Genomic DNA, 19,697 nt, shown 5'->3' with positions numbered 1-19,697 from the left:
TTAATAGATTACCCTGTTTTTAAAAAAAATTAGCTGGTGGGATAAAACGTGATCTTTGAAAAAACAGAAACTTACCCTACACTGAAAAACGATACTATTGATATTGCACAATATGATCAAATACAACTGGTCCTGTCCGAACGAAGACCGGTTGATATTTTACCGGAAAACAAAGGAAAGGTAAAAAGAGTTTTCAATAAATTTCTAGGGAGCTTGTCCTCGCTTGCAGGAAAACAGAAAGAAGACAATAAAGGCTGTACTTACAAACTAAGAATATCTAAAAAAAGCAGAGGCATTATTATTGACTGCAAGGAATGTGACCATGGGTCCTGTTTTGAAAATGAGCACTGTAGAAAAAGCATTTTTCACATTCTCCAGAAAGAAACGGTTGCTGAAAGGCTCACCCTTTCAAAACTCTACGAAAGAGATTACGAAGGCAAGGCCATGGAAATGATATACCTCATGGCTAGCCTGAAAGACAAACTAGTTCCATACAAAACTTCAAAGTTTGTACTTGAAACATGCGATAACTCCGCACAGTGCAGCAAAGAGTATACAGAGGTAATGAAACTGATAATTGAAACATCAGAAACAGACCCTCTTAAGGCCTGTTATATCATTGACAAACTTATTGAATACAAAGTAACGAGGGACCCTCGATCAGAGACCAGGCCCGAATGTGTACTTTGTAGGGAAAAATCCACACATATTCTCCGTGAAATAAACTCAATATCGAAAAAAATAACAAACTGTATTGATATGCAAATCTCTGGAGAATATCAAGGAGAATATGGAATTGAATATGAAAAGTATCTCAGATCTTATGTAAGACCACCTTTTTCCACATCAAGGATCTACACCGAACCACCGGACAATACTATATTCCAGGAATGTTACGACATCCGTTTTCAGGATGAGAGACCGCTGCCTGTGAGTATATACCAGCTGACAGACCGTCCTGAGAAAATGTACATGATCACCCCGACAGAATATTCCCTGGAAGAAAGGGAACTCAATCTGATAGAAAAAGTACGGAAGAAGATGATAGTACACCGGCCTGCCAACCTGCAATTTGCCGATCCTGTGAACTCACGGGAATATTTTCACAGGCTCAGCAAACAGCTTTTACTTGAAGAGAAAGAGTTCGATGATATACTATCAGACCCTGCAAAAGTGAAGCTATGCTGCGATCTGCTTACGAAATACACTACAGGACTTGGGATACTTGAGGACCTACTCTCCGATGAGCGTGTCAATGACGTTTATGTGAACGCACCTGCCGACCTGAATCCTGTGCATGTAGTACTGGACGGTGAGGAATGTGTAACCAACATATACCTCTCTCAGGAAGATATGGAATCTATGGTATCAAGACTTCGTTCCATTAGCGGACGTCCTTTCGGTGAAGCAACACCTGTGCTTGAAATGTTTTTAAAAGAGTATGGAGTACGTGTATCGGTCATTGGAGACCCTTTAAGTGCTAAAGGAATTGCCTATGCATTCAGAAAACATGCAAAGGACCCCTGGACGCTGCCCAAGTTAATCAATAACGGCTCCCTGTCATCACTCACTGCAGGCCTGCTCAGTTTTATCATGGATGGGCAGGCCTCCGTCCTGGTTGCAGGCGGAGTCGGAGCCGGAAAAACCTCACTCATGTGTGCCTTGCTTCTGGAAATGCCACAAAAATACCGCATGATAACCATAGAGGACACTCCTGAGATACCTGTTGAAGAGTTCCAGGAAATGGGCTGGAAAGTCCAGGGCCTCAATTCACAATCTGCAATCATGAAGTATGGCATAGAAATAGAGCCTTCTGTTGCATTGCGGGCATCCCTGAGACTTGGCAGCTCATCACTTATAATGGGAGAGGTAAGAGGTCCGGAAGTAGCCGTGCTGTATGAAGCCATGCAAGTAGGTGCAGCCGGAAACTCAGTCATAGGAACAATACACGGATCATCAACAGATGCTGTATACGAGAGGATAGTGAACACCCTTAGAGTCCCATCTGCATCCTTCAAGGCCACTGATGCAGTTATCGTCTGTGCTAATACAAGGATAGCAGGCGGCATGAAAATGAAACGACGCATCATGCAGGTTGCTGAAGTCAATGAGAAATGGGAAGAGAATCCGGAAAAAGTGTTCTCGGACATACTCACGTATGATGCTTCAAATGACTGTCTTCAGCCATCGGATATAATGGACAGGGGACAATCAGTCCTGATAGGCAAGATTGCAGACAAATGGGGCATTTCTATGGATGAGGCTTCGCGTAACATACGCATGAGAGCAAAAGTAAAAGGAAAGATAGCAGATTACGGTAAAGAGAACCATTGCCTGCTGGAAGCAAGAAATGTGGCTATTGCGAACAACATGTTCTGGCTGCTCATGGACCGAGAGATATCAGAGTCCAAAGAAACAAATTACCAGATAATCTATGACAGGTGGCTGAACTGGTTCAATGGATTTGCCGGCAAGAAAGAAGAAGAAGGTGCTTCCTGTGTTTTCTCCATGGGTGATGAAATACAGAAAACAATAGGGCAACCTGAACAATATATATGCACAGGTGATCAGGCTGTATAATGATAACTGGTACTGCACCTGCTGCAAGTTCACTGCTGCAAATTTCCGGTGGCTTTTAAAAGATTTCGATGCGTTCCGCCAGAGATCTGAGAAGGCAACCGGTGAAGATTATCACAATGCTATGACCTATACAGGATTCGGACTTGAAGCTCATGAAACGGTGCTTTTTTCCTATGTATCCGCTTTCCTTACGCTTATAGGAATATTGACTTTCGATTTCTTTCTTTTCAGGGTAACTACTTTTGAAGCATCCACACTCAGAGCAGTATTGGTACTGAGCCTGCTGCTCCCATTGGGTGTGCTGATATATATGAGCGAATACATCAAGATACATGCAAAATGGATGAAAGTAAGCTCTCTTGGAGATATGCCAGAGATCATAAGTTACATTGTAATGTCAATGAAAATCGTACCAAATATGGAAGTAGCCATTCGTTTTGCAGCTAGTAATTCCAGCAGGCCTCTTGCAAAGGACCTGAAAAAAATGATATGGAACCTGCATGTGAGAGAATACAGGGGAATTGATGATGCAATACTTGAATTCTCCAACCTGTGGGGAAAAGATAGCGAGTATTTTAAAAGGGCACTCCATCTGATAAAAAGCTCCACAAGCGAGCCGGACGAAGCACAGAGAATCATCACACTTAACAGATCACTGGACCTTGTGCTTGAAAGCACACGGAACCTTATGGACAGTTTTGCATCAAAACTGAAAACTCCAACATATGTACTTTACTCTATATTCATACTGATTCCTCTTGCACTGGTAGCCCTGATGCCCGCAATTACAGTTGTTGGAATTCGTTTTGGAATTGGGACACTGGTCATAGTCTACGATGTGGTGCTCCCACTTCTTACATTTGCATACGCAGAGTACATACTAATGCAACGGCCTGCTGCATTTATCCCACAGAACATACCGGAAAGCCATCCGGAACTCACTAATATCAAACTGAAAAAGCAACATGCATTGATTCTTTCCTCAGCTATAGGGATTATCATATCTTCACTTGGCTATATTTTGATCTACAAAGGCAATCCTTTGAATATAGTCTCAACGGCAACCCTGGATGGAATTATTCCACCTACACTTTTCATCATATGGGGTATTGTATTTTCTGTTGCCGTTTATCTGAATATCAGCTATTCCCCTTACAAAAAAATAAGGGAGGAAATACGCAGAATGGAAAATGAGTTTTCAGATGCTCTGTTTGTCCTTGGAAGGAGGATCTCCGAAGGAAGGTCTGCTGAAGAGGCATTCATTCACACAGCAGCAACTATGGAGGGTTCTGACATAGCAAGTGTTTTTGAAAAGATATCATTGAACCTGATGAATATTAGAACTGATGTCTACTCTGCAATATTTGACGAGGATTTCGGAGCATTTAAGGATATTTATTCAGAGAGGATAAAGACTACCATGATGCTCTTCGTAGAAAGTGCCCATAAAAGCCATGTTGTGGCAGGTGTGGCAATTATCAAGCTTGCAGACCATCTCAAGGAGCTCCAGGATGTAGAAGTGAAAATTAAGCAGTCACTCTATGATATGACTTCAACCATGCGCTCAACTGCTGCTGTCTTCGCACCCCTCATAGCAGGTGTCACCATTGCACTCTCAGAAGTGATAGCAAAGATCCTCCAGAACATATCGGACAGCATCAAACGACTCCCAGAAAATGCATTTCCAGGACCTGCACAGATATCACCCGAGAATCTAAATCAGTCAATTCCCTCTGAACTTTTCATGTTTGCAATCGGTATATACATAATTCTGATAACCGTGATATTAGTTCGCTTTTCTGGCACAATTGAATATGGCGGCGATAAAGCACAACTACGATATGAGATCGGGCAGACCCTTCCAATAACCATAATAATCTTCACGGTCTCGACTATATTCTCAAGGATCATCTTCGGAGGAATGATCTGAAAAGAGAACTGCCGCAAGATTTAAGGTTACTGGATTCCTTTTTTGTATAGGTGCATCAATGAAAAAATCAATCGGAGCAAAATCTTTAGCATATCCTACACCTGCGTGGGTTGTGGGAAGTTATGATATGTTTGGGAATGCAAATGCAATGACTGCAGCCTGGGGAGGTATCTGTTGTTCAGAACCACCGTGTATCAGTGTATCCATGCGTAAAGCCACCTACACCTATGGCAATATAATGGAAAAGGAAGCCTTTACTGTAAACATACCTTCCGAGAAATATGTGAAGGAAACAGATTTCTTTGGTATCGTAAGTGGTAAGGATGTAGACAAGTTTGAAAAGACGGGACTTACTGCCGTAAAAAGTGATCTTGTGTATGCACCTTACATTGAAGAATTCCCAATTATTATTGAATGCAAACTGGTACACAGCTTTGAGCTTGGACTTCACACACAGTTTATAGGCGAGATCGTGGACATAAAAACGGAAGAATCAGTACTGGACGAAAATGGAAATCCAGATATAAAGAAAATAAAGCCTATAATATACTCACCCCAGAGAAGCTACTTCGGTATTGGAGGATTTCTTGGAAAAGCCTTTTCCGTAGGAGTGGAAAAATAACTACTAGAACTTATACAGGCTCTGGTTATTCCATATACACCAGGGCTTTGTTAGGACAGATTTTTACGCATTTCATGCAGAGATTACATTTTTTGTGATCCACATTCACAAAACCATTTATCCTGTAAAGCGCTCCACTTGGACAAATATTCTCACATTTGCCACATTTCCTGCAGCCTATAGCCACAATGAAGCCTTCAAGCTCTTCCATCAAAACAGAATAATGCAGGGATATTACATAAATTCTCGGACCTGATGACTATAAAAATAGCCTTATATACCTGCAGGTTATAGGATGCCTGAATGAGTACAATTATCCCAGGGGAAGCAGGTTCTTTCTATTCTTTTCTTTCAGATGGCTGTAAACTCTGCCAGCTGGGAGCGAAGATGGTCCTTTTCATTACTGGAATATGCCCTAAGAACTGTTTCTATTGTCCGGTGTCAGAAGAAAGACGTACTGATGTTACATATGCTAACGAAAGAAAGGTTCTTTCTGAGAGGGATGTACTTGATGAAGCACGGCAAATGGACGCTCTGGGAACAGGAATTACCGGCGGTGAGCCACTTTTAAAAATTGAAAAAGTGCTTCACTACATAAGATTACTTAAACAAGAATTTGGTACCGGGCATCACATACACATGTATACAGCCATTGCCCCTGATATAGAAGTACTAAAAGAACTGGCACAAGCAGGACTTGATGAGATAAGATTTCACCCGCCGGTGAAACTATGGATGAAATTGCATGACACCCCTTATGCTGATTCAATCCGCTTTGCAAAGGAACTGAAAATTGAAACCGGAATTGAGATACCTTCAATAAAAGGTGCTGACAAGGTGGCACTTTTTGCAGAGAGGGCAGGATGTTTTCTTAATCTAAATGAACTGGAGTTCTCCGATACAAATGCCGCATCAATGAAAACAATGGGTTATTCCCTCAGGGATGATGTATCTAATGCGGTGATTGGCTCAGAGGAATATGCAACTAAGATTGCCCGAAATTGTGAAAAAATACACTTTTGCGCTTCCAGCTATAAGGATGCAGTACAGCTTCGAAAAAGGCTTATACGTATTGCTGAAAACACTGCAAGACCCTTTGATGAGATTAGTGAGGACGGAACTATACTTTACGGGAATATAGAATGTACTGTAAATGATGCAATAAAAGAGATAAATGATGAACTATCACGGATGGAAGTACCATCTGAAATGATGGAAATCACTGCAGATGGAATTGATATTGCCTGGTGGATACTTGAAGACATTGTAGAGTATATCAGGAGTCCGGGGAGAAAATTGTATATCATTGAAAGATATCCTCTTGAGAATGGATTAATTGTTGAGAAGATACCACTCTAAAAGCTAAAATATATATGGGAGAATGATATAGATGGTACAATTTTCATATCCAACATGGGTTTTAAAACTATTTCAAGTAAATAGTTTTATAAGATAAAATAACATATTGAAGAAAGAGGTGTTTGTACTGGAAACGATTGAAGAGCGGGTAAGAGAAAGACTAATCAAATATCTTAGTCGCGATGATACGGGTATACGTAAAGTAGTACTGAAATTGTTCCTTAACGGTGGTAAATTCACTACAGGTGACGTGTACGAGCATCTTCATAATACGGATTTTGATGTGAGTTACAGAGGCGTTTCCGCAATGGTAGGCCTGATGAACACAAGACTGGGAATCCTGAGCATCGATGTCACTGGCGATCATAACATATACCTACTAAAGGAAGATTACAGAGATATTGTGAGAAACGTCCTCGATAACTACTAAGGATGCATTCATCTTCTTTTCGTACTTTGCAGACTTTAGACTAAAATCAAAACTAGGTTCTATTTAAAGCACGGGAGTGTCACTTATACTTCGTAGTATACCCCGAATATTTTACAAGGGATATGAAAGCCTGCTTACGCAGGAAGTTCAAAATGCAGACGTACCGAGGCACATAGCTATCATTATGGATGGAAACCGTAGGTATGCACGTAAGTTAGGTCAGATGACATCTTTTGGACATAGCAAGGGAGCAGACATTACTGAAAAAGTAATGGAATGGTCCTGTGAACTTGGAATAGAGTACCTGACTATCTATGCATTTTCTACGGAGAATTTTAACCGGTCCAACGATGAGAAAGAGAAGCTATTTGATCTTATCCGGGTAAAGTTCAATGAGATCGTCGTGGATGAAAGAACGCATGAGAGAAGGATGCGAGTTCATGCCATAGGTGATATTGAGAAATTGCCTGATTCCCTTCGGGATTCTATCAAGAATGTTGAACTTGCAACTTCTGTTTATGATAAATTTAACCTCAACGTTGCAATCGCATATGGAGGAAGACAGGAGATTGTCCAGGCTGTACGGGAGATAGCAAACAAGGTAAAAACCGGGGAACTGGAACCAGAAGACATAAATGAGGATACAATATCCAGTCACCTGTATCCATCAGGAAAGACAGCACTTCCAGATGTGGATCTTATCATACGCACTGGCGGAGATGAGAGAGTATCTAATTTCCTCCCATGGCAGGCCAATGGAAGTGAATGTGCAGCATATTTCTGTGCACCTTTCTGGCCAGAGTTTAGAAAGATAGATTTTCTTCGTTCTATACGCACCTACCAAGCCCGTATGAAGGAAAGGCGTATGCATATGACTACCCGCGCTGCACATTTCCTGAAAGTACTTGGAAAGGCAGAGATAGAGGAAGTAAGGCAGCATTCTAAAACCCATAATTGAGTTTTTGCGCTTGAGAACTAACACCCATTAAAACCAGGTCTTCTTGCTTCAACGTAATAAAATCTCAATAAAATAGTCATTTGGTTAAAAACAGTATTATTAATAAAGAGACAAAAGTAATCCGGTTTTTAGTACGTAGAGAAACTGGTGCGGGAGGTGTGATTCGAACACACGAACTCCTACGAGACTAGGCCCTCAACCTAGCGCCTTTGGCCTGGCTGGGCAACCCCCGCATATGATTTACGGAATAAAACATTGACTTAAACTGGAGAAATTCTTACTGAATAGCTTGACATTGAAAAGTTTGGTGCGGGAGGTGTGATTCGAACACACGAACTCCTACGAGACTAGGCCCTCAACCTAGCGCCTTTGGCCTGGCTGGGCAACCCCCGCATAATGAAGCATATCCGATAAAGATAAGGAGAGTTAATCTCCTAAACCAAGTCAGAGAGACTCTAAAATCTGCCCCAACCGGCTGGCTTTCTCCTTAATAGTTGTCCCTGCATTTATAATTAACTGTTGGACTGTATAAGAACCATCCGACTCCATGGTGAAAACAAAAGATTTTTCATCTTCGGAAACAGTAATCGCATCAATTTCACAAGCTGATGCACACAATTTGCAGAGTATACATTTTAGGATATCGTCATCGGATATTTCTGCACCGTTTGGACCAAGGTGAATGATGTTTTTTGGACATTCGTTCACACATGCACCACACTGATCACAGTTTTCAAACTTGACAACTGGCATATTCTTGTAGCCACATGCTACACCAGCCTGCCATTTTGCATGCGTGTAACCATAACCCATATGGGCAATGGCTTCAAGCACAACCTTCTGGCCTTCCTTTAAATCAATTATAGGGATATTTTGATCGGCTGGCTGCACTTTCTCATCAGATGATACGAGATCACCTGAATATACAATTCTCGGACCTTCAGCACTGAGCGTCAGGGATACCTTGCATGCAGGGCACTCTGAGCCACATGTGCACTCTTCAACAGGTACGAACTCCTCAATGTCTGTTGTCAAAGGAATAAGGCCAAGCCTTAAAGCTAGCTGTTCGTCAAAGAGGACAGACGTATTATTATAAATGTTCACATCATCTATGGCAAGAGTTGGTACGTCAGAGAGCGCTGCTCTCCTTATACCGTTAGCAAATGCTGCACTTGCATTGGATAATATAAACTTTGCTGACCTCTCTGACAGCTCAAGTATGTCTACTTCCATTGTCATGAGTTCATATCCATTTATTCGTTTATACCCTTCTTCCGCCCTTTGGACGTGTACCATCGTGCGGCACAGGAGTTACATCCTGTATTCTGCCAATCTTGATACCTGCTCTTGCAAATGCCCTGATTGCGGCCTGGGCACCCGGACCTGGGCTTCTCTGCTTGTTTCCACCTGGTGCACGCACCTTGATGTGAACGCCTTCAATACCCTTGTCTTTAAGGATATCAGCAAGCTGGGTTGCCATCTGCATAGCAGTGTATGGTGAACTCTCATCACGTGCTGCCTTTACAACCATTCCACCAGATGATTTAGCGATGGTCTCAGCACCAGTGACATCAGTCACGGTGATGAGGGTGTTATTGAATGAGCATTTTATGTGCGCTACAGCCCATATTCCATTTATTGCCATAACTTACTCCTCCCTTCCTGCAACTGCCGAAGCAATCTGCGCTGGCCTTTCAGGGTGTGATTCACCCATGAGTGGTGAATTGCCATAATAATCAATCAGCATCTCTTCTGTTTTTGAGATGAGCATACCCGGAATAGTTGCTTTCTGACCGTCTATTGCAATGTGACCATGTGTGATAAACTGTCTTGCCTGCCTTGGAGTTCTTGCAAGCCCAAGTCTGTAGACCTGAGTCTGCAACCTGCGCTCAAGAATTGTTTCGGTCTGCAATGCAAGAATATCATCAATATTTGCATCAGATGACAGGAGTGAATATCTTCTAAGCCTTTCAAGGATCTGATCAGATTCGGTCTTGAGGTGCCCTGTAAGTTCTGACTCTGCAGATCCTGCAAGAATTCTGCGAGCATCTGCCCTGTACCTTCTAAGAATACTAATTGCCTTCCAGAGTTCCTTCTTGTTACGGAGACCGTATTTCTTAAGGAGTTCTACTTCGGTGGCCATCCTGGCTGCTTGCCAAGGGTGTTTTGGAGTATCATAACTCTTTCTTTTTTTACCTGGATATCCCATAAGATCACCTTATTTACTTCTTCTTGCTTACGCCGATGGTTGAGCCACGTCTTCCTGTGGACTTTGTTCTCTGACCTCTGACCTTGAGACCTCTCTCATGCCTGAGACCACGGTATGCCCTGACTTTCTTCAAATTGTTCAGGTCTTCCCTAAAGGTCATCAATATGTCCTGGCCAAGAAGGTGTTTATCTTCACCGGTGAGCGGGTCTGCACATCTGTTAAGCATCCAGGTTGGGACTTTGTTCTCGAATTCTTCTATAGCCGCATCTATCTTTGCAACATCATCATCAGAAAGATAACCGATAACTTCTTTCGCGTCAATCCCTGTACTTTCAACTATGATTCTTGAGGTTCGAAGCCCAATACCGCGAATACCTGTCAGCGCATGCATTACAGGCTGACTACCCTGAAGGTCAGTATTCATGATACGGACTAAATGTCTTATTTCTTCATCTGCCATTATTATTTTCCTCCTTAGGGACGCAAGCGCCCTGTAGCCTCGAAACAAAAGTCCCGACACACCCCTTTATGAAGGGGCAGGCAATTCTAAAGATTTATAGAATAATTCGCCTGCATATACTATTTATCTTATTTAACACTCATTAAATAACAGACAGTAGTAATACAAGTGAGCACTTACTATAGGTTAATTACATAAATACTTTCCCACGAATAGAGGGCAGAAGTTTGTATACGGAAATCCATATTCCATGATGCAGAACCTCCGCTTTATTTACTTTTTAAGTAGTTGATTGCAAACGGTTTATCCAGTACTTTGAATACAAAGACACCGCCAATGGAACAAAGAACAGCCAATGCCATTGTTTCCCTGAAACCATATAACTGGAGCGTTAATCCGCCCAGAATGGCACCAACAATATTACTTGCGGCTATCACAGAGTTAAGAATACCTGTCACTGTTGCTTTTTCATTACTGCGTTCCATGAGTAACTGGCTGGCACCCACAAAAAGGAAAGACCACCCGAATGCAACAAAAAACATGCCAGGAATTATGAATATATAATTTGGCGACATGAAATATCCAAAAAAAGCTATGCCAGACATTATAAATCCCCATTTCATAAGCCATTCATTCCTAAACCGGTCCAACCTTCGCATAATCAAAAATTGAAGGAAGGGATTGATAGCATAGATAAGTCCGATCCATAGATTGGATGCACCCAAAAAAGCAAGATAAAGAGGTAATATTGCCCACACAGCAGCAGCGCCCGTGTGCCTGACAAACACTGATAGGTAAGTTGCAATATTAGCCCTTAAGGCTTCCAGTGAAAAATAACTTGCCTTCAGAGAAGGCTTTTCAATATCCTTAAGCCTCAATGCTGCCATGAATGAAATGAAGTAAAAAAAAGAAGACAAAATAAAGAGATATTTCACATTTCCCACAAAACCTGCAATAAGAAAACCTGCCATCCAACCCAGTGAACCAAACGAACTGAACTTACCTATACTCCCCTTCTGATAATAAACATAGACAGTTAGTGCTGCCGGGTAAATGCCCATACAAAAACCCACCAGTGCCCGGATAATAGCAAGTGAAAGAGTACTGCTGGCAAACACCTGCAATAGAAAAGCAAATGTGGATACCAATAGACCTATAAGGACGATTGGTCGAAGACGATTGATATCAGCAGCTTTTCCAAATATGAAGGAAGAAATGAATGAAGCAAGACCAAAACAAGCAGTTATGACCCCTACCTCAAAGAAGGACGCCCCTAAAGATCGAGCAAATATAGGAATGAAAACGTTGGACATCATATGAGAGGTACTTGCCAAAAATTGAATGGTATTTACTTTCATGATACTATGATGACAAAAACCATTCCGGGTATTTTAAGATATTGTAAAGAAGAACTAAAAAAGTCCTGCGTTAGAATCAATTTACATTCCAAAATAAAATTCATGGAAGAAATAGGACATACTATGCGTTTAGCACACCAGATTTAACACTCAAATTCCACAATTCCAAACCATTGCACGTCCTGTAGCCGCAATCCCCAGTCTTGAATTATTAATGCAGCGCCGCAAGGAAGAGTAAGCATAACTTACTCCCATTGTTTTTTAAAAAAACTTCTGAATCAGAAGTATCCACTGCCCGGTTCAGACATAAACATATTCAATTTTGCCATCGCAGTACACATCCTTTTAAATCCACATTTTATGTAAAATCCCTCACGTCCGGGAACAGAGTACAGGATTATATTTTCAACGGGAAGAGCTTCACATAACCTACTAATCATCTCTTTTCCAATACCCTTTCCCTGATACTCAGGCAACAATACCATATCATAGATAGCAGCCTGATATTCCCCATCACAGAGAGCCCGGCACATACCAATAAGACGATTAGGATCGCGAACAATAACAACTGAATAACTTGCTTCAAATGCCCTTTTCAGTTTTTCAGGCTCACGTCTTTGATTACCAAGAGGAGCACGCTCAAATAACGCTGAGGCTTCTTCCCAATCTATCGTTTGCAGACAAGAATTGAAACTGAGATGCAAAAGATCAACTATAAATTCACTATTTTCCATTCAACAGCTCCATAGCTACAGGTATTTACTACTTAAAGAACTTACCGCTTTAGGAACGGAGATTTACTAAACAAATGATTTGCAAAAGAAGAGTTGTGGCGCCGAGGGGGAGATTCGAACTCCCGAGGGGCGGATGCCCCACAAGCTTTCCAGGCTTGCGCCCTACCACTAGACTACCTCGGCACACGTGATTATTCTGGCTTGCTGCGCCAGCCTTGCGGATAAGTGCCAGCATCCATTATTACTCTTTCGGTCGCAGCTGCGATTCCATGCTCATTTTCAAGCATTTCACCCGTATTCATCAGGGATGTACATAATGCTACAGCCTCTCCTTTTAAAGTAAAAAGACAAATATCATCATCTTTTTTGATATTACGGTCAAGGCTTAATATACCCGGCACAGCAATTGCCGCACCCTGACATACAGCATCTACCGCACTGTCACGAATGATAATTTTAGGAAGATGTGCCAAGCCTTCTTCCATAGGTCTGACTACCTGACGCAGGAAGGATTCATCACCATCCTCTTTCCAGAAAACATAGGCATCCTTCAGTTCATGGAGAGTTACAAGCGTATCCTCTCTGAAAGGACCTGTCTTTGTCCTGCGAAGCTCCTGCATGTGGGCACCACAACCCAATGCAATGCCAATATCATGACATAACTTTCGCATATAGGTACCAGCTTCACAGCCAACCCTCATCAGAACCGATTTATCCCTTACATCAAGAACTTCAAGATAATAGATAGTTCTCACACGCACAGCACGTTTAACGGCAGAGATAATCGGAGGCATCTGAAAAATAGGACCTGTAAACTCTTTACATACCTTACGGACCTTCTTCTCAGGAATAGGGTGATGCAAAGTCATTAGGCAGACGTATTCCTTCCCTGACAAACGAAGAGCTGCAACTGATTTGGTGGCTCTGCCAAGCATGATTGGAAGTACACCCGTAACTACAGGATCCAGTGAACCAGAGTGTCCGGCCTTGTTCAGCTCAAGGATATCCTTAACCCAGGCCGTGACCTCATGACTGGTTGGACCTGCAGGCTTGTCAAGATTGACCACACCCATCTCTATATATTGCCTAATAGGACGCTCGTAGGGAGAACATCCATGTATAAAACTGGTTTTTGCCTCTGCCTTATGCACCAATTCACGTTTATATTCCGAAGGTAAGATACCAGAATTCATAGAAACCGCCAAAAATCAGAAATAAGAAATGTTGTCAATAGCAGAGGAAATGATGTTTGTAATCTGAAATTGATTCCACTTCCCAGAATCAATCACAAGATCGTAACCTGAGAGATCGTTTATGTCGATACCATATATTGTCCGGTACCTAATAGATTCAGATGCCTCACGACCAATTGTTTCGCTAAGCTTGGCCTCGAAAGAACCGCCTTCTCTTGTGATGATCCTACCAACACGAACATCAACTGAAGCTTTTATCCAGACCTTCATGGCTTTTTTAGCCATGTGGCCTGCAAGCCTTCCTTCAAGGAGAATATCATCACGAGTACGGGCAATCTCTTTCTGACGTTCATCAATCTTAAGATCGATGCTTTCATCCGACTCGGCCAGTGCACCAAATTCCGCCAGATTCATACCGTACTCTTTTGCAAGAGAACGAAAAACCTCTCCTGCGGATACCATCTCAAGACCGTATTTCTCAGAAAGCAACCGGGATACAGTGGTAGTACCACTTCCCGGAAGACCACTAATAGTCAGTAACACGTTATACTCCACCGACATCCAGAGCCTTTCTGATCAGCTGGCTTACAGCCAGTGAGGCAATAAAATACCAGAAGATCCAGTACTGGAAAGGACCCCATATAGTATCGACCAGTATTTGCTGCCCCCAGAAAGGAAAAACAAATGAAGCAGCTTCATGTGCTTTAATATAATGGTAAGCCCACATGAACAGTGGCAGGGAGATTATACTTATGTATGCCATTGGCTTGAACTGCTGTTTTGACATCTCCATCTGATCCTGCATCATCTTTGAGCGCTCTTCATCCATCTTCTTCATCAGAGCAGTGTTATTTGAAAGCTGGGCTTCTCTGAACTCCTTCTGGAAAGACTTCATCTTTTCCTGCGTATTACGCATCAGATCCCAGTCAATGGTATATTTCTGAATGAGTGACGCGTAAAGTGCAGTAATTGATGCCATTATGAACAGAACTATGTGAAAATTACTTGCCCCTAGAATGGTCACTAGTGGATCCATAATGAGGCTCATAGAACCTCCAAGAGAATCCCTGAAGTCTTCCCCGAGTAACATTATACCCACCATTAGAGAAATACCGAAAGCCAACAGCAGTTGATCCAGTTTTTTCTTAAATTTTTTTGTAACCAATAGATAGCCTCTTTTGACTTGTTTATTTGTATTGGTCCATAATCCTGCAGACAACAACAAAGACAGAATCAACAGACCCTGTACCATCTACATTCACAAGAAGTCCGGAGTTGCCATAATAATCGATCAAGGGTTTTGTCTTTTTATTATAGACAGTAAGCCTTTGGCGTATGACCTCTTCTTTGTCGTCATCCCTCTGGTAGAGTGCAGCACCACATGCGTTACAAACACCTTCCTTTTCAGGAGGGTTGAACATCAAATGATAGCTTTCACCACAGGCACAACTACGACGTCCACTGAGCCTTTTGACAAGTTCCTCATCACTTACTTCAATGTTAATGACAGCATCAAGTGGCTTGCTGATTTCTTTAAGAATGTCTGCAAGTGCATCTGCTTGCGGGATAGTTCTTGGATAACCGTCAAGAAGATAACCATTCTTACAGTCAGCCTCCGTCAACCTGTTCCGGATGAGTCCAATCAGGACTGCATCAGGGACAAGCTCACCTTTATCCATGTATTCTTTTGCCTTTACCCCAAGCTCAGTCCCGTCGCGGACATTCGCCCGCAGGATATCTCCTGTGGATATATGGGGAATATTATAGTGTTTTGATAATTCCTTTGCCTGGGTACCTTTTCCGGCACCCGGTGGACCAAACAATGCAATATTCATAATCAATCACCTTATTCTTTTCCGAAGAAGGATCTTACCATCGGATGCATTTCCATCATTTGTTCGGATGCTATATCTTCATAGAGGCGATATACAATACTTACAGCAAGTAGAAGACCAGTTCCACCTGCACCTCCAAGAGTACCCATCAGACTTGCAACGAGTGTGAGGAAACCTATGAAGGCACCACCAATGATGGTTACCTTTGGAATATACCTTAACATCACTTTTTCAATACTTCCTACATTCCTTCTAAAACCCGGAATTTGCATACCAGAGTTAAATATCTTCTTTGCAGTCGGTTTTGCACCCATTCCTGTGGTCTCAATCCAGAACAGAGCAAAGATAATACCTCCAACTATCAAGAAGAAAGCATCAACAAACACATGTAATCCAATCTGCCAGAGAGCAGGTACCGGAGCACCATAACTTGTAAATGATTCCCTTACTAAGGAAGGTATCCAATCATAAGGACTGTGGATCGGAGCCAGATAATACATAATACCATTAATAGGTGTTGAACCGTTGAATTCACCAAGGAAAGTTATTCCCTTGCCACTCAACAAAAGACCTACCATCTGGATATTAGCCTGCAATGCCCTTACAAGAATCATCGGCAGGACTGATGCATATATGAGTTTAACAGGAAACTTACCTCTTGCACCTCTTACTGCACTATGTGCCAGAGGAATTTCGATGCGAGTACTTTCAACATAGACGACCAGCAGGAAGATCAATATCGTACTTACCAGCGCAAGTATTCCACCACTTATCAGCATGAACATGATACCATCCCCTGAAAAAAGGAAATCAGCTTCCACATTCTGAAGGATGTATAACCACTTGGGGAAGAAACCTGTAGGCAGACCTGTTGAATCTGACGTCCAGTTGAACAAACCGGTCACAATCTGTTGGGAAACTCCAGCCACGATGAAAAGACCGACACCTGAACCGATTCCCCATTTGGAAACTACTTCGTCCATGAAGAGTATCAGCGTGCCCCCTATGCATATCTGTATGAAGAGGAGAAATGTAATTACTCCGACACCTACACCCAAAGTCGCTGCAAGTGCTTCGTCCGGCATTAGATAACCACCTACGATCTGTGGCAGAGCCTCGAGTACTATCATTACAAAGACCATAAACTTCTGTGCGCCTTGGAAGAACGCCTGGTCAGATGGATTGGACATGTCAAGCTTTATGACATCGGCGCCAACCAATAGTTGAAGGACAATGGATGCGGTAACAATAGGACCTATACCAAGAAGAATCAGAGAACCCGAAGCTCCTGCAAAAAATGCTCTATAGGACTCGAAAAGATCTATCGAATCCGCTGACAATCCAAACAGCGGTACATTAGCAAGCGCAAAATAGAGCACAAGAATGCCAAGCGTCCACATTAATTTATTTTTAAAATGGACATGCCCTTCCGGACTTGCAACCGCAGGCAATTTATTGAAAATTGGTTCCAAACTATCCTTAAGACTCATTAATTCCACCCTTTGAATGGAAAAATCCATGCAATTGTTAGGTAAAGTACACCTAAATAGATTTAAACATTAATAAATATGCACCCTTTAATTGCACTAATATAAAATAAAATAAGTAATGCCAAATGGCATTACTCTTCTATCTCAGTGCAAGATCCACCTGCACTTTCGATCTTTTCCTTTGCACTGGCAGAGAATTCAGCTGCTGTAATAGAAAGCTTCTTTGAAACCTTACCGGAGCCAAGTACCTTATCGATATCAAGTACAGCAAGATCGATGACATATGTATCATCCTTAAGTTCTGCAAAGCCATCTTCAACAAGCTGATCTGCAAGTTCATCAAGTTCCCCTACGTTTACGATAGAAGCATCGTATATGACCTTCAATGGGCGCTTGAATCCCCTTTGGTGTCCGCGGAAGTAACCGAGTAACAATGCGCGGGTTGCATGATGCGCATTTTCACCACATCTACCTCTTCCACCACGGTTACCGGCACCACGTCTGTTTTTGTGAGTACCGCCACCACATGTGCGTGATCCTCTGAATTTCCTTGTGTTGGTTTTTTTAGACATTGGCATTACCTCATTTTCTTCAGTAGTTTGTTAATGTCTTCACCATGGTTACCCAGAACACCACCCTGCTGAACAGTCCTCTTCACACCAGCATGGCCTTTCCTTGGTGGGTGGAGCCTAAATACCGGTTTGAGATTAGGAACATCTTTCAGTGTTGCAGCACCGTCACAGATAGCCTGTGCCAAAGCTTTGATGGAATCATATTCAGTGTTCTCAGCTACATACTCGTCGGTGAGTTTTATGTCACCCTCAAGCTTTCCACGGTTACTGAGCATCTCTGCAAGAGTACCGGCATCAATGACACCGAATGCTACGTAGTCCTTAACCTTCTGGATCATTCCTACATTGTGAGGAGTATCGTTAAGGAGGACACAGTGGTTCACCTTATGCAGGCGAAGCATCTTCAGAGTATCCTTAATAGAGCCCCTTACATTCACGTTCCCACGTACTCTAACCAAAGCGTACATTTCAAGCCTCCTTCTTCTCCAGACGCACAGGAACTCTTACAGTACCTGCGTTCTGCAGTGCATTGAATGTTGCTTTTGCAAAGTTAAGAGTTGTCCTTGTAGTACCTTCGGTCCTTGTCCAGACATCCTTGATACCTGCCTTCTCAAGCACTTTTCTTGCAGTGTCTCCGGCAGCCAGACCAAGTCCACGTGGTGCTGGTTTAAGTTCGACAATGACACTGCCAGCTTTTCCACGTACCTCTGAAGGTACAGTATGCCCAAGCCCGCATGCACATTCCCATGAACCGCATCCACGTGTTACCTTGATTATGTTTATCTTGGCATTGCTGATAGCTTTCCTGATTGCGGGCCCTACCTGAACATCCTTACCCTGTCCAAGACCGACAAAACCATTTCCATTACCAACAATGACCGTTGCTCTGAACTTTACACGACGTCCAGAGTCAGTCATCCTCTGGACCATGTTGATATCAAGAACCTCATCTACAAGATCAGGTAACAGGATATCGATTATATTGGATTCCCTTATAGGAAGACCTGACTCGATCGCTTCATCCATGGAAGTGATCTGCCCTTCTTGAACGAGTATTCCAAGCCTTGTCTGTGGAACCCATTCTTCTTCATATTCATATGCCATGTAATCACCTAATTGAACTCTGCAGAGATCTTATCCTTAACTGCATCAAACAGTTCAGGCAGATTTGAACCTTCCATGTACTCTGCTACGTGTTCTCCTCTTATCCTCTCATCTGAAGGAAGAACAGATGAGTCATGAGGAATCTCGAATCCTGCATCTACGATACCTCTCAAGGTTGCATACACGCGTGATCCAGGGGATGATGCCTGGAGTCCCATATCAAGAACGCCGTAATCATATCCCTTTTTAAGTGCCCTATAACCGAACAACAGACCAGTAAGATACGCAGCTGTTGTATTTCCAGTAGATGCGTCATATCCATACTTTTTAAGTTCTGTTGAAATTGCAGATGAAAGGGTTACATCCCCTTCGGGTTTAGGAGCTACAAGCTGGACCTGCATATGCCTTGAACTCTTGCGTACTACCACACGGTCTTCCTTTGAGAGAAGTAACCTGAGTCTCTGGTGGTAATCAGTACGCCCTTCTCTTCGTCGTCTGAAAGCGACTTTATATCTGGGTCCTGTTGCCATGATTATTCCTCGTGCTTTATTAGCTTCTCTGACTCAAGGTGTGTCTTAAGGTGAGCTACACTACGGTATTCCCCACCCTTTGCCTTACGGTAAACTTTACAGAAAGTTGACCTATCCAATGAGCCGTCTTCGCGCATTTGTTTGAGTTCTTTCCTCAGAGCACGAATCTTCTTCATCCACTGCTCCTTGCGAGGATTACGTGCACCTTTTGTACCTTTCCTTTTACCTTGCCCTTTGCGGTGACCATACTTACGCTTGGCATCCCTGATTCTTGCACGACCACGACTTACGCCTTTAACTGGAATAGCTTTGACACTGCCAGCCGCTACAAGC

23 protein-coding genes and 3 tRNA genes are annotated in these 19,697 nt (G+C 42.6%); 6 read left to right on the top strand and 20 right to left on the bottom strand.

Translation table 11 applies throughout. The annotated features are described in order from the left end of the window. Positions 1-48 precede the first annotated feature (48 nt). Genes BB781_RS11330 through BB781_RS11320 form a run of 3 tightly spaced genes read left to right on the top strand, consistent with a single transcriptional unit; the run spans position 49 to position 5,132 of the window. On the top strand, positions 49-2,580 hold the full coding sequence (locus BB781_RS11330) for a type II/IV secretion system ATPase subunit (RefSeq protein ID WP_242492638.1): 2,532 nt from the start codon (positions 49-51) through the stop codon (positions 2,578-2,580). Then, a complete protein-coding gene (locus tag BB781_RS11325) occupies positions 2,564-4,510 on the top strand; it encodes a hypothetical protein (RefSeq protein WP_094228601.1) in 1,947 nt (648 codons plus the stop codon). The genes BB781_RS11330 and BB781_RS11325 overlap by 17 nt, the downstream gene beginning before the upstream one ends. A 58-nt stretch (positions 4,511-4,568) precedes the next feature. Beyond that, on the top strand, positions 4,569-5,132 hold the full coding sequence (locus BB781_RS11320; RefSeq protein WP_094228600.1) for a flavin reductase family protein: 564 nt from the start codon (positions 4,569-4,571) through the stop codon (positions 5,130-5,132). A 25-nt stretch (positions 5,133-5,157) separates the two neighbouring features. Here the strand turns inward: BB781_RS11320 and BB781_RS11315 are convergent, their stop codons facing one another. Then, positions 5,158-5,343 carry a 4Fe-4S binding protein gene (locus BB781_RS11315; protein ID WP_094228599.1) on the bottom strand — a complete coding sequence of 62 codons (186 nt, stop codon included), beginning with the start codon at positions 5,341-5,343 and terminating at the stop codon, positions 5,158-5,160. Between the two features lie 92 nt (positions 5,344-5,435). Between BB781_RS11315 and BB781_RS11310 the strand changes: the two genes are divergently transcribed. The 3 genes from BB781_RS11310 (at position 5,436) to uppS (ending at position 7,879) form a co-directional block, all read left to right on the top strand. After that, positions 5,436-6,491: a radical SAM protein gene (locus BB781_RS11310; RefSeq protein WP_094228598.1), complete on the top strand. Its 1,056-nt coding sequence runs from the start codon at positions 5,436-5,438 to the stop codon at positions 6,489-6,491. A gap of 106 nt (positions 6,492-6,597) precedes the next feature. Continuing rightward, a complete protein-coding gene (locus tag BB781_RS11305; RefSeq protein WP_242492637.1) occupies positions 6,598-6,921 on the top strand; it encodes a DUF2551 domain-containing protein in 324 nt (107 codons plus the stop codon). 85 nt (positions 6,922-7,006) lie between these two features. Then, complete coding sequence (gene uppS / locus BB781_RS11300) at positions 7,007-7,879, top strand: polyprenyl diphosphate synthase (RefSeq protein WP_094228628.1); 873 nt, start codon at positions 7,007-7,009, stop codon at positions 7,877-7,879. A gap of 145 nt (positions 7,880-8,024) precedes the next feature. Here uppS and BB781_RS11295 read toward each other — a convergent pair. The 19 genes from BB781_RS11295 to BB781_RS11205 all read right to left on the bottom strand — a co-directional run. Further along, positions 8,025-8,112 (bottom strand) — tRNA-Leu (locus BB781_RS11295). A gap of 72 nt (positions 8,113-8,184) precedes the next feature. Further along, a tRNA-Leu gene (locus BB781_RS11290) sits at positions 8,185-8,272 on the bottom strand. Between the two features lie 51 nt (positions 8,273-8,323). Next, the gene (locus BB781_RS11285; RefSeq protein WP_094228597.1) at positions 8,324-9,118 is read right to left on the bottom strand and encodes a DNA-directed RNA polymerase subunit D; all 795 of its coding nucleotides are present in this window, start codon (positions 9,116-9,118) and stop codon (positions 8,324-8,326) included. 22 nt (positions 9,119-9,140) lie between these two features. Beyond that, on the bottom strand, positions 9,141-9,524 hold the full coding sequence (locus tag BB781_RS11280) for a 30S ribosomal protein S11 (protein ID WP_094228596.1): 384 nt from the start codon (positions 9,522-9,524) through the stop codon (positions 9,141-9,143). Between the two features lie 3 nt (positions 9,525-9,527). Continuing rightward, positions 9,528-10,088 carry a 30S ribosomal protein S4 gene (locus BB781_RS11275; RefSeq protein ID WP_094228595.1) on the bottom strand — a complete coding sequence of 187 codons (561 nt, stop codon included), beginning with the start codon at positions 10,086-10,088 and terminating at the stop codon, positions 9,528-9,530. Positions 10,089-10,101: 13 nt separating this feature from the next. Continuing rightward, complete coding sequence (locus BB781_RS11270; RefSeq protein WP_094228594.1) at positions 10,102-10,548, bottom strand: 30S ribosomal protein S13; 447 nt, start codon at positions 10,546-10,548, stop codon at positions 10,102-10,104. 269 nt (positions 10,549-10,817) lie between these two features. Next, on the bottom strand, positions 10,818-11,906 hold the full coding sequence (locus BB781_RS11265) for an MFS transporter (protein ID WP_094228593.1): 1,089 nt from the start codon (positions 11,904-11,906) through the stop codon (positions 10,818-10,820). 278 nt (positions 11,907-12,184) lie between these two features. Next, positions 12,185-12,640 carry a GNAT family N-acetyltransferase gene (locus BB781_RS11260; protein WP_094228592.1) on the bottom strand — a complete coding sequence of 152 codons (456 nt, stop codon included), beginning with the start codon at positions 12,638-12,640 and terminating at the stop codon, positions 12,185-12,187. Positions 12,641-12,736: 96 nt separating this feature from the next. Beyond that, a tRNA-Ser gene (locus BB781_RS11255) sits at positions 12,737-12,823 on the bottom strand. Between the two features lie 8 nt (positions 12,824-12,831). Further along, a complete protein-coding gene (locus BB781_RS11250) occupies positions 12,832-13,833 on the bottom strand; it encodes an RNA-guided pseudouridylation complex pseudouridine synthase subunit Cbf5 (RefSeq protein WP_094228591.1) in 1,002 nt (333 codons plus the stop codon). A gap of 15 nt (positions 13,834-13,848) precedes the next feature. Then, a complete protein-coding gene (gene cmk, locus BB781_RS11245) occupies positions 13,849-14,376 on the bottom strand; it encodes a (d)CMP kinase (RefSeq protein ID WP_094228590.1) in 528 nt (175 codons plus the stop codon). A gap of 1 nt (position 14,377) precedes the next feature. Beyond that, on the bottom strand, positions 14,378-14,998 hold the full coding sequence (locus tag BB781_RS11240; RefSeq protein WP_094228589.1) for a DUF106 domain-containing protein: 621 nt from the start codon (positions 14,996-14,998) through the stop codon (positions 14,378-14,380). Between the two features lie 22 nt (positions 14,999-15,020). Beyond that, the gene (locus tag BB781_RS11235) at positions 15,021-15,668 is read right to left on the bottom strand and encodes an adenylate kinase (RefSeq protein WP_094228588.1); all 648 of its coding nucleotides are present in this window, start codon (positions 15,666-15,668) and stop codon (positions 15,021-15,023) included. A gap of 11 nt (positions 15,669-15,679) precedes the next feature. Beyond that, positions 15,680-17,158 (bottom strand): preprotein translocase subunit SecY, encoded by a 1,479-nt coding sequence (gene secY / locus BB781_RS11230; protein WP_094228587.1) that lies wholly within the window; start codon positions 17,156-17,158, stop codon positions 15,680-15,682. 131 nt (positions 17,159-17,289) lie between these two features. Then, a complete protein-coding gene (locus tag BB781_RS11225) occupies positions 17,290-17,730 on the bottom strand; it encodes an uL15m family ribosomal protein (protein WP_242492635.1) in 441 nt (146 codons plus the stop codon). 5 nt (positions 17,731-17,735) lie between these two features. Continuing rightward, a complete protein-coding gene (locus tag BB781_RS11220) occupies positions 17,736-18,197 on the bottom strand; it encodes a 50S ribosomal protein L30 (RefSeq protein ID WP_094228585.1) in 462 nt (153 codons plus the stop codon). A gap of 1 nt (position 18,198) precedes the next feature. Further along, positions 18,199-18,834 (bottom strand): 30S ribosomal protein S5, encoded by a 636-nt coding sequence (locus BB781_RS11215; protein ID WP_094228584.1) that lies wholly within the window; start codon positions 18,832-18,834, stop codon positions 18,199-18,201. Positions 18,835-18,842: 8 nt separating this feature from the next. Then, a complete protein-coding gene (locus tag BB781_RS11210; RefSeq protein ID WP_094228583.1) occupies positions 18,843-19,364 on the bottom strand; it encodes a 50S ribosomal protein L18 in 522 nt (173 codons plus the stop codon). A 2-nt stretch (positions 19,365-19,366) separates the two neighbouring features. Beyond that, a partial coding sequence (locus BB781_RS11205; RefSeq protein WP_129582699.1) for a 50S ribosomal protein L19e occupies positions 19,367-19,697 on the bottom strand: 331 nt, incomplete at its 5' end.

Source organism: Methanolobus psychrotolerans (genome assembly GCF_002243045.1).
Lineage (GTDB): Archaea > Halobacteriota > Methanosarcinia > Methanosarcinales > Methanosarcinaceae > Methanolobus > Methanolobus psychrotolerans.
The sequence above is the reverse complement of the archived record's forward strand: the minus strand, read 5'-3'. Positions and strand labels throughout refer to the sequence as shown.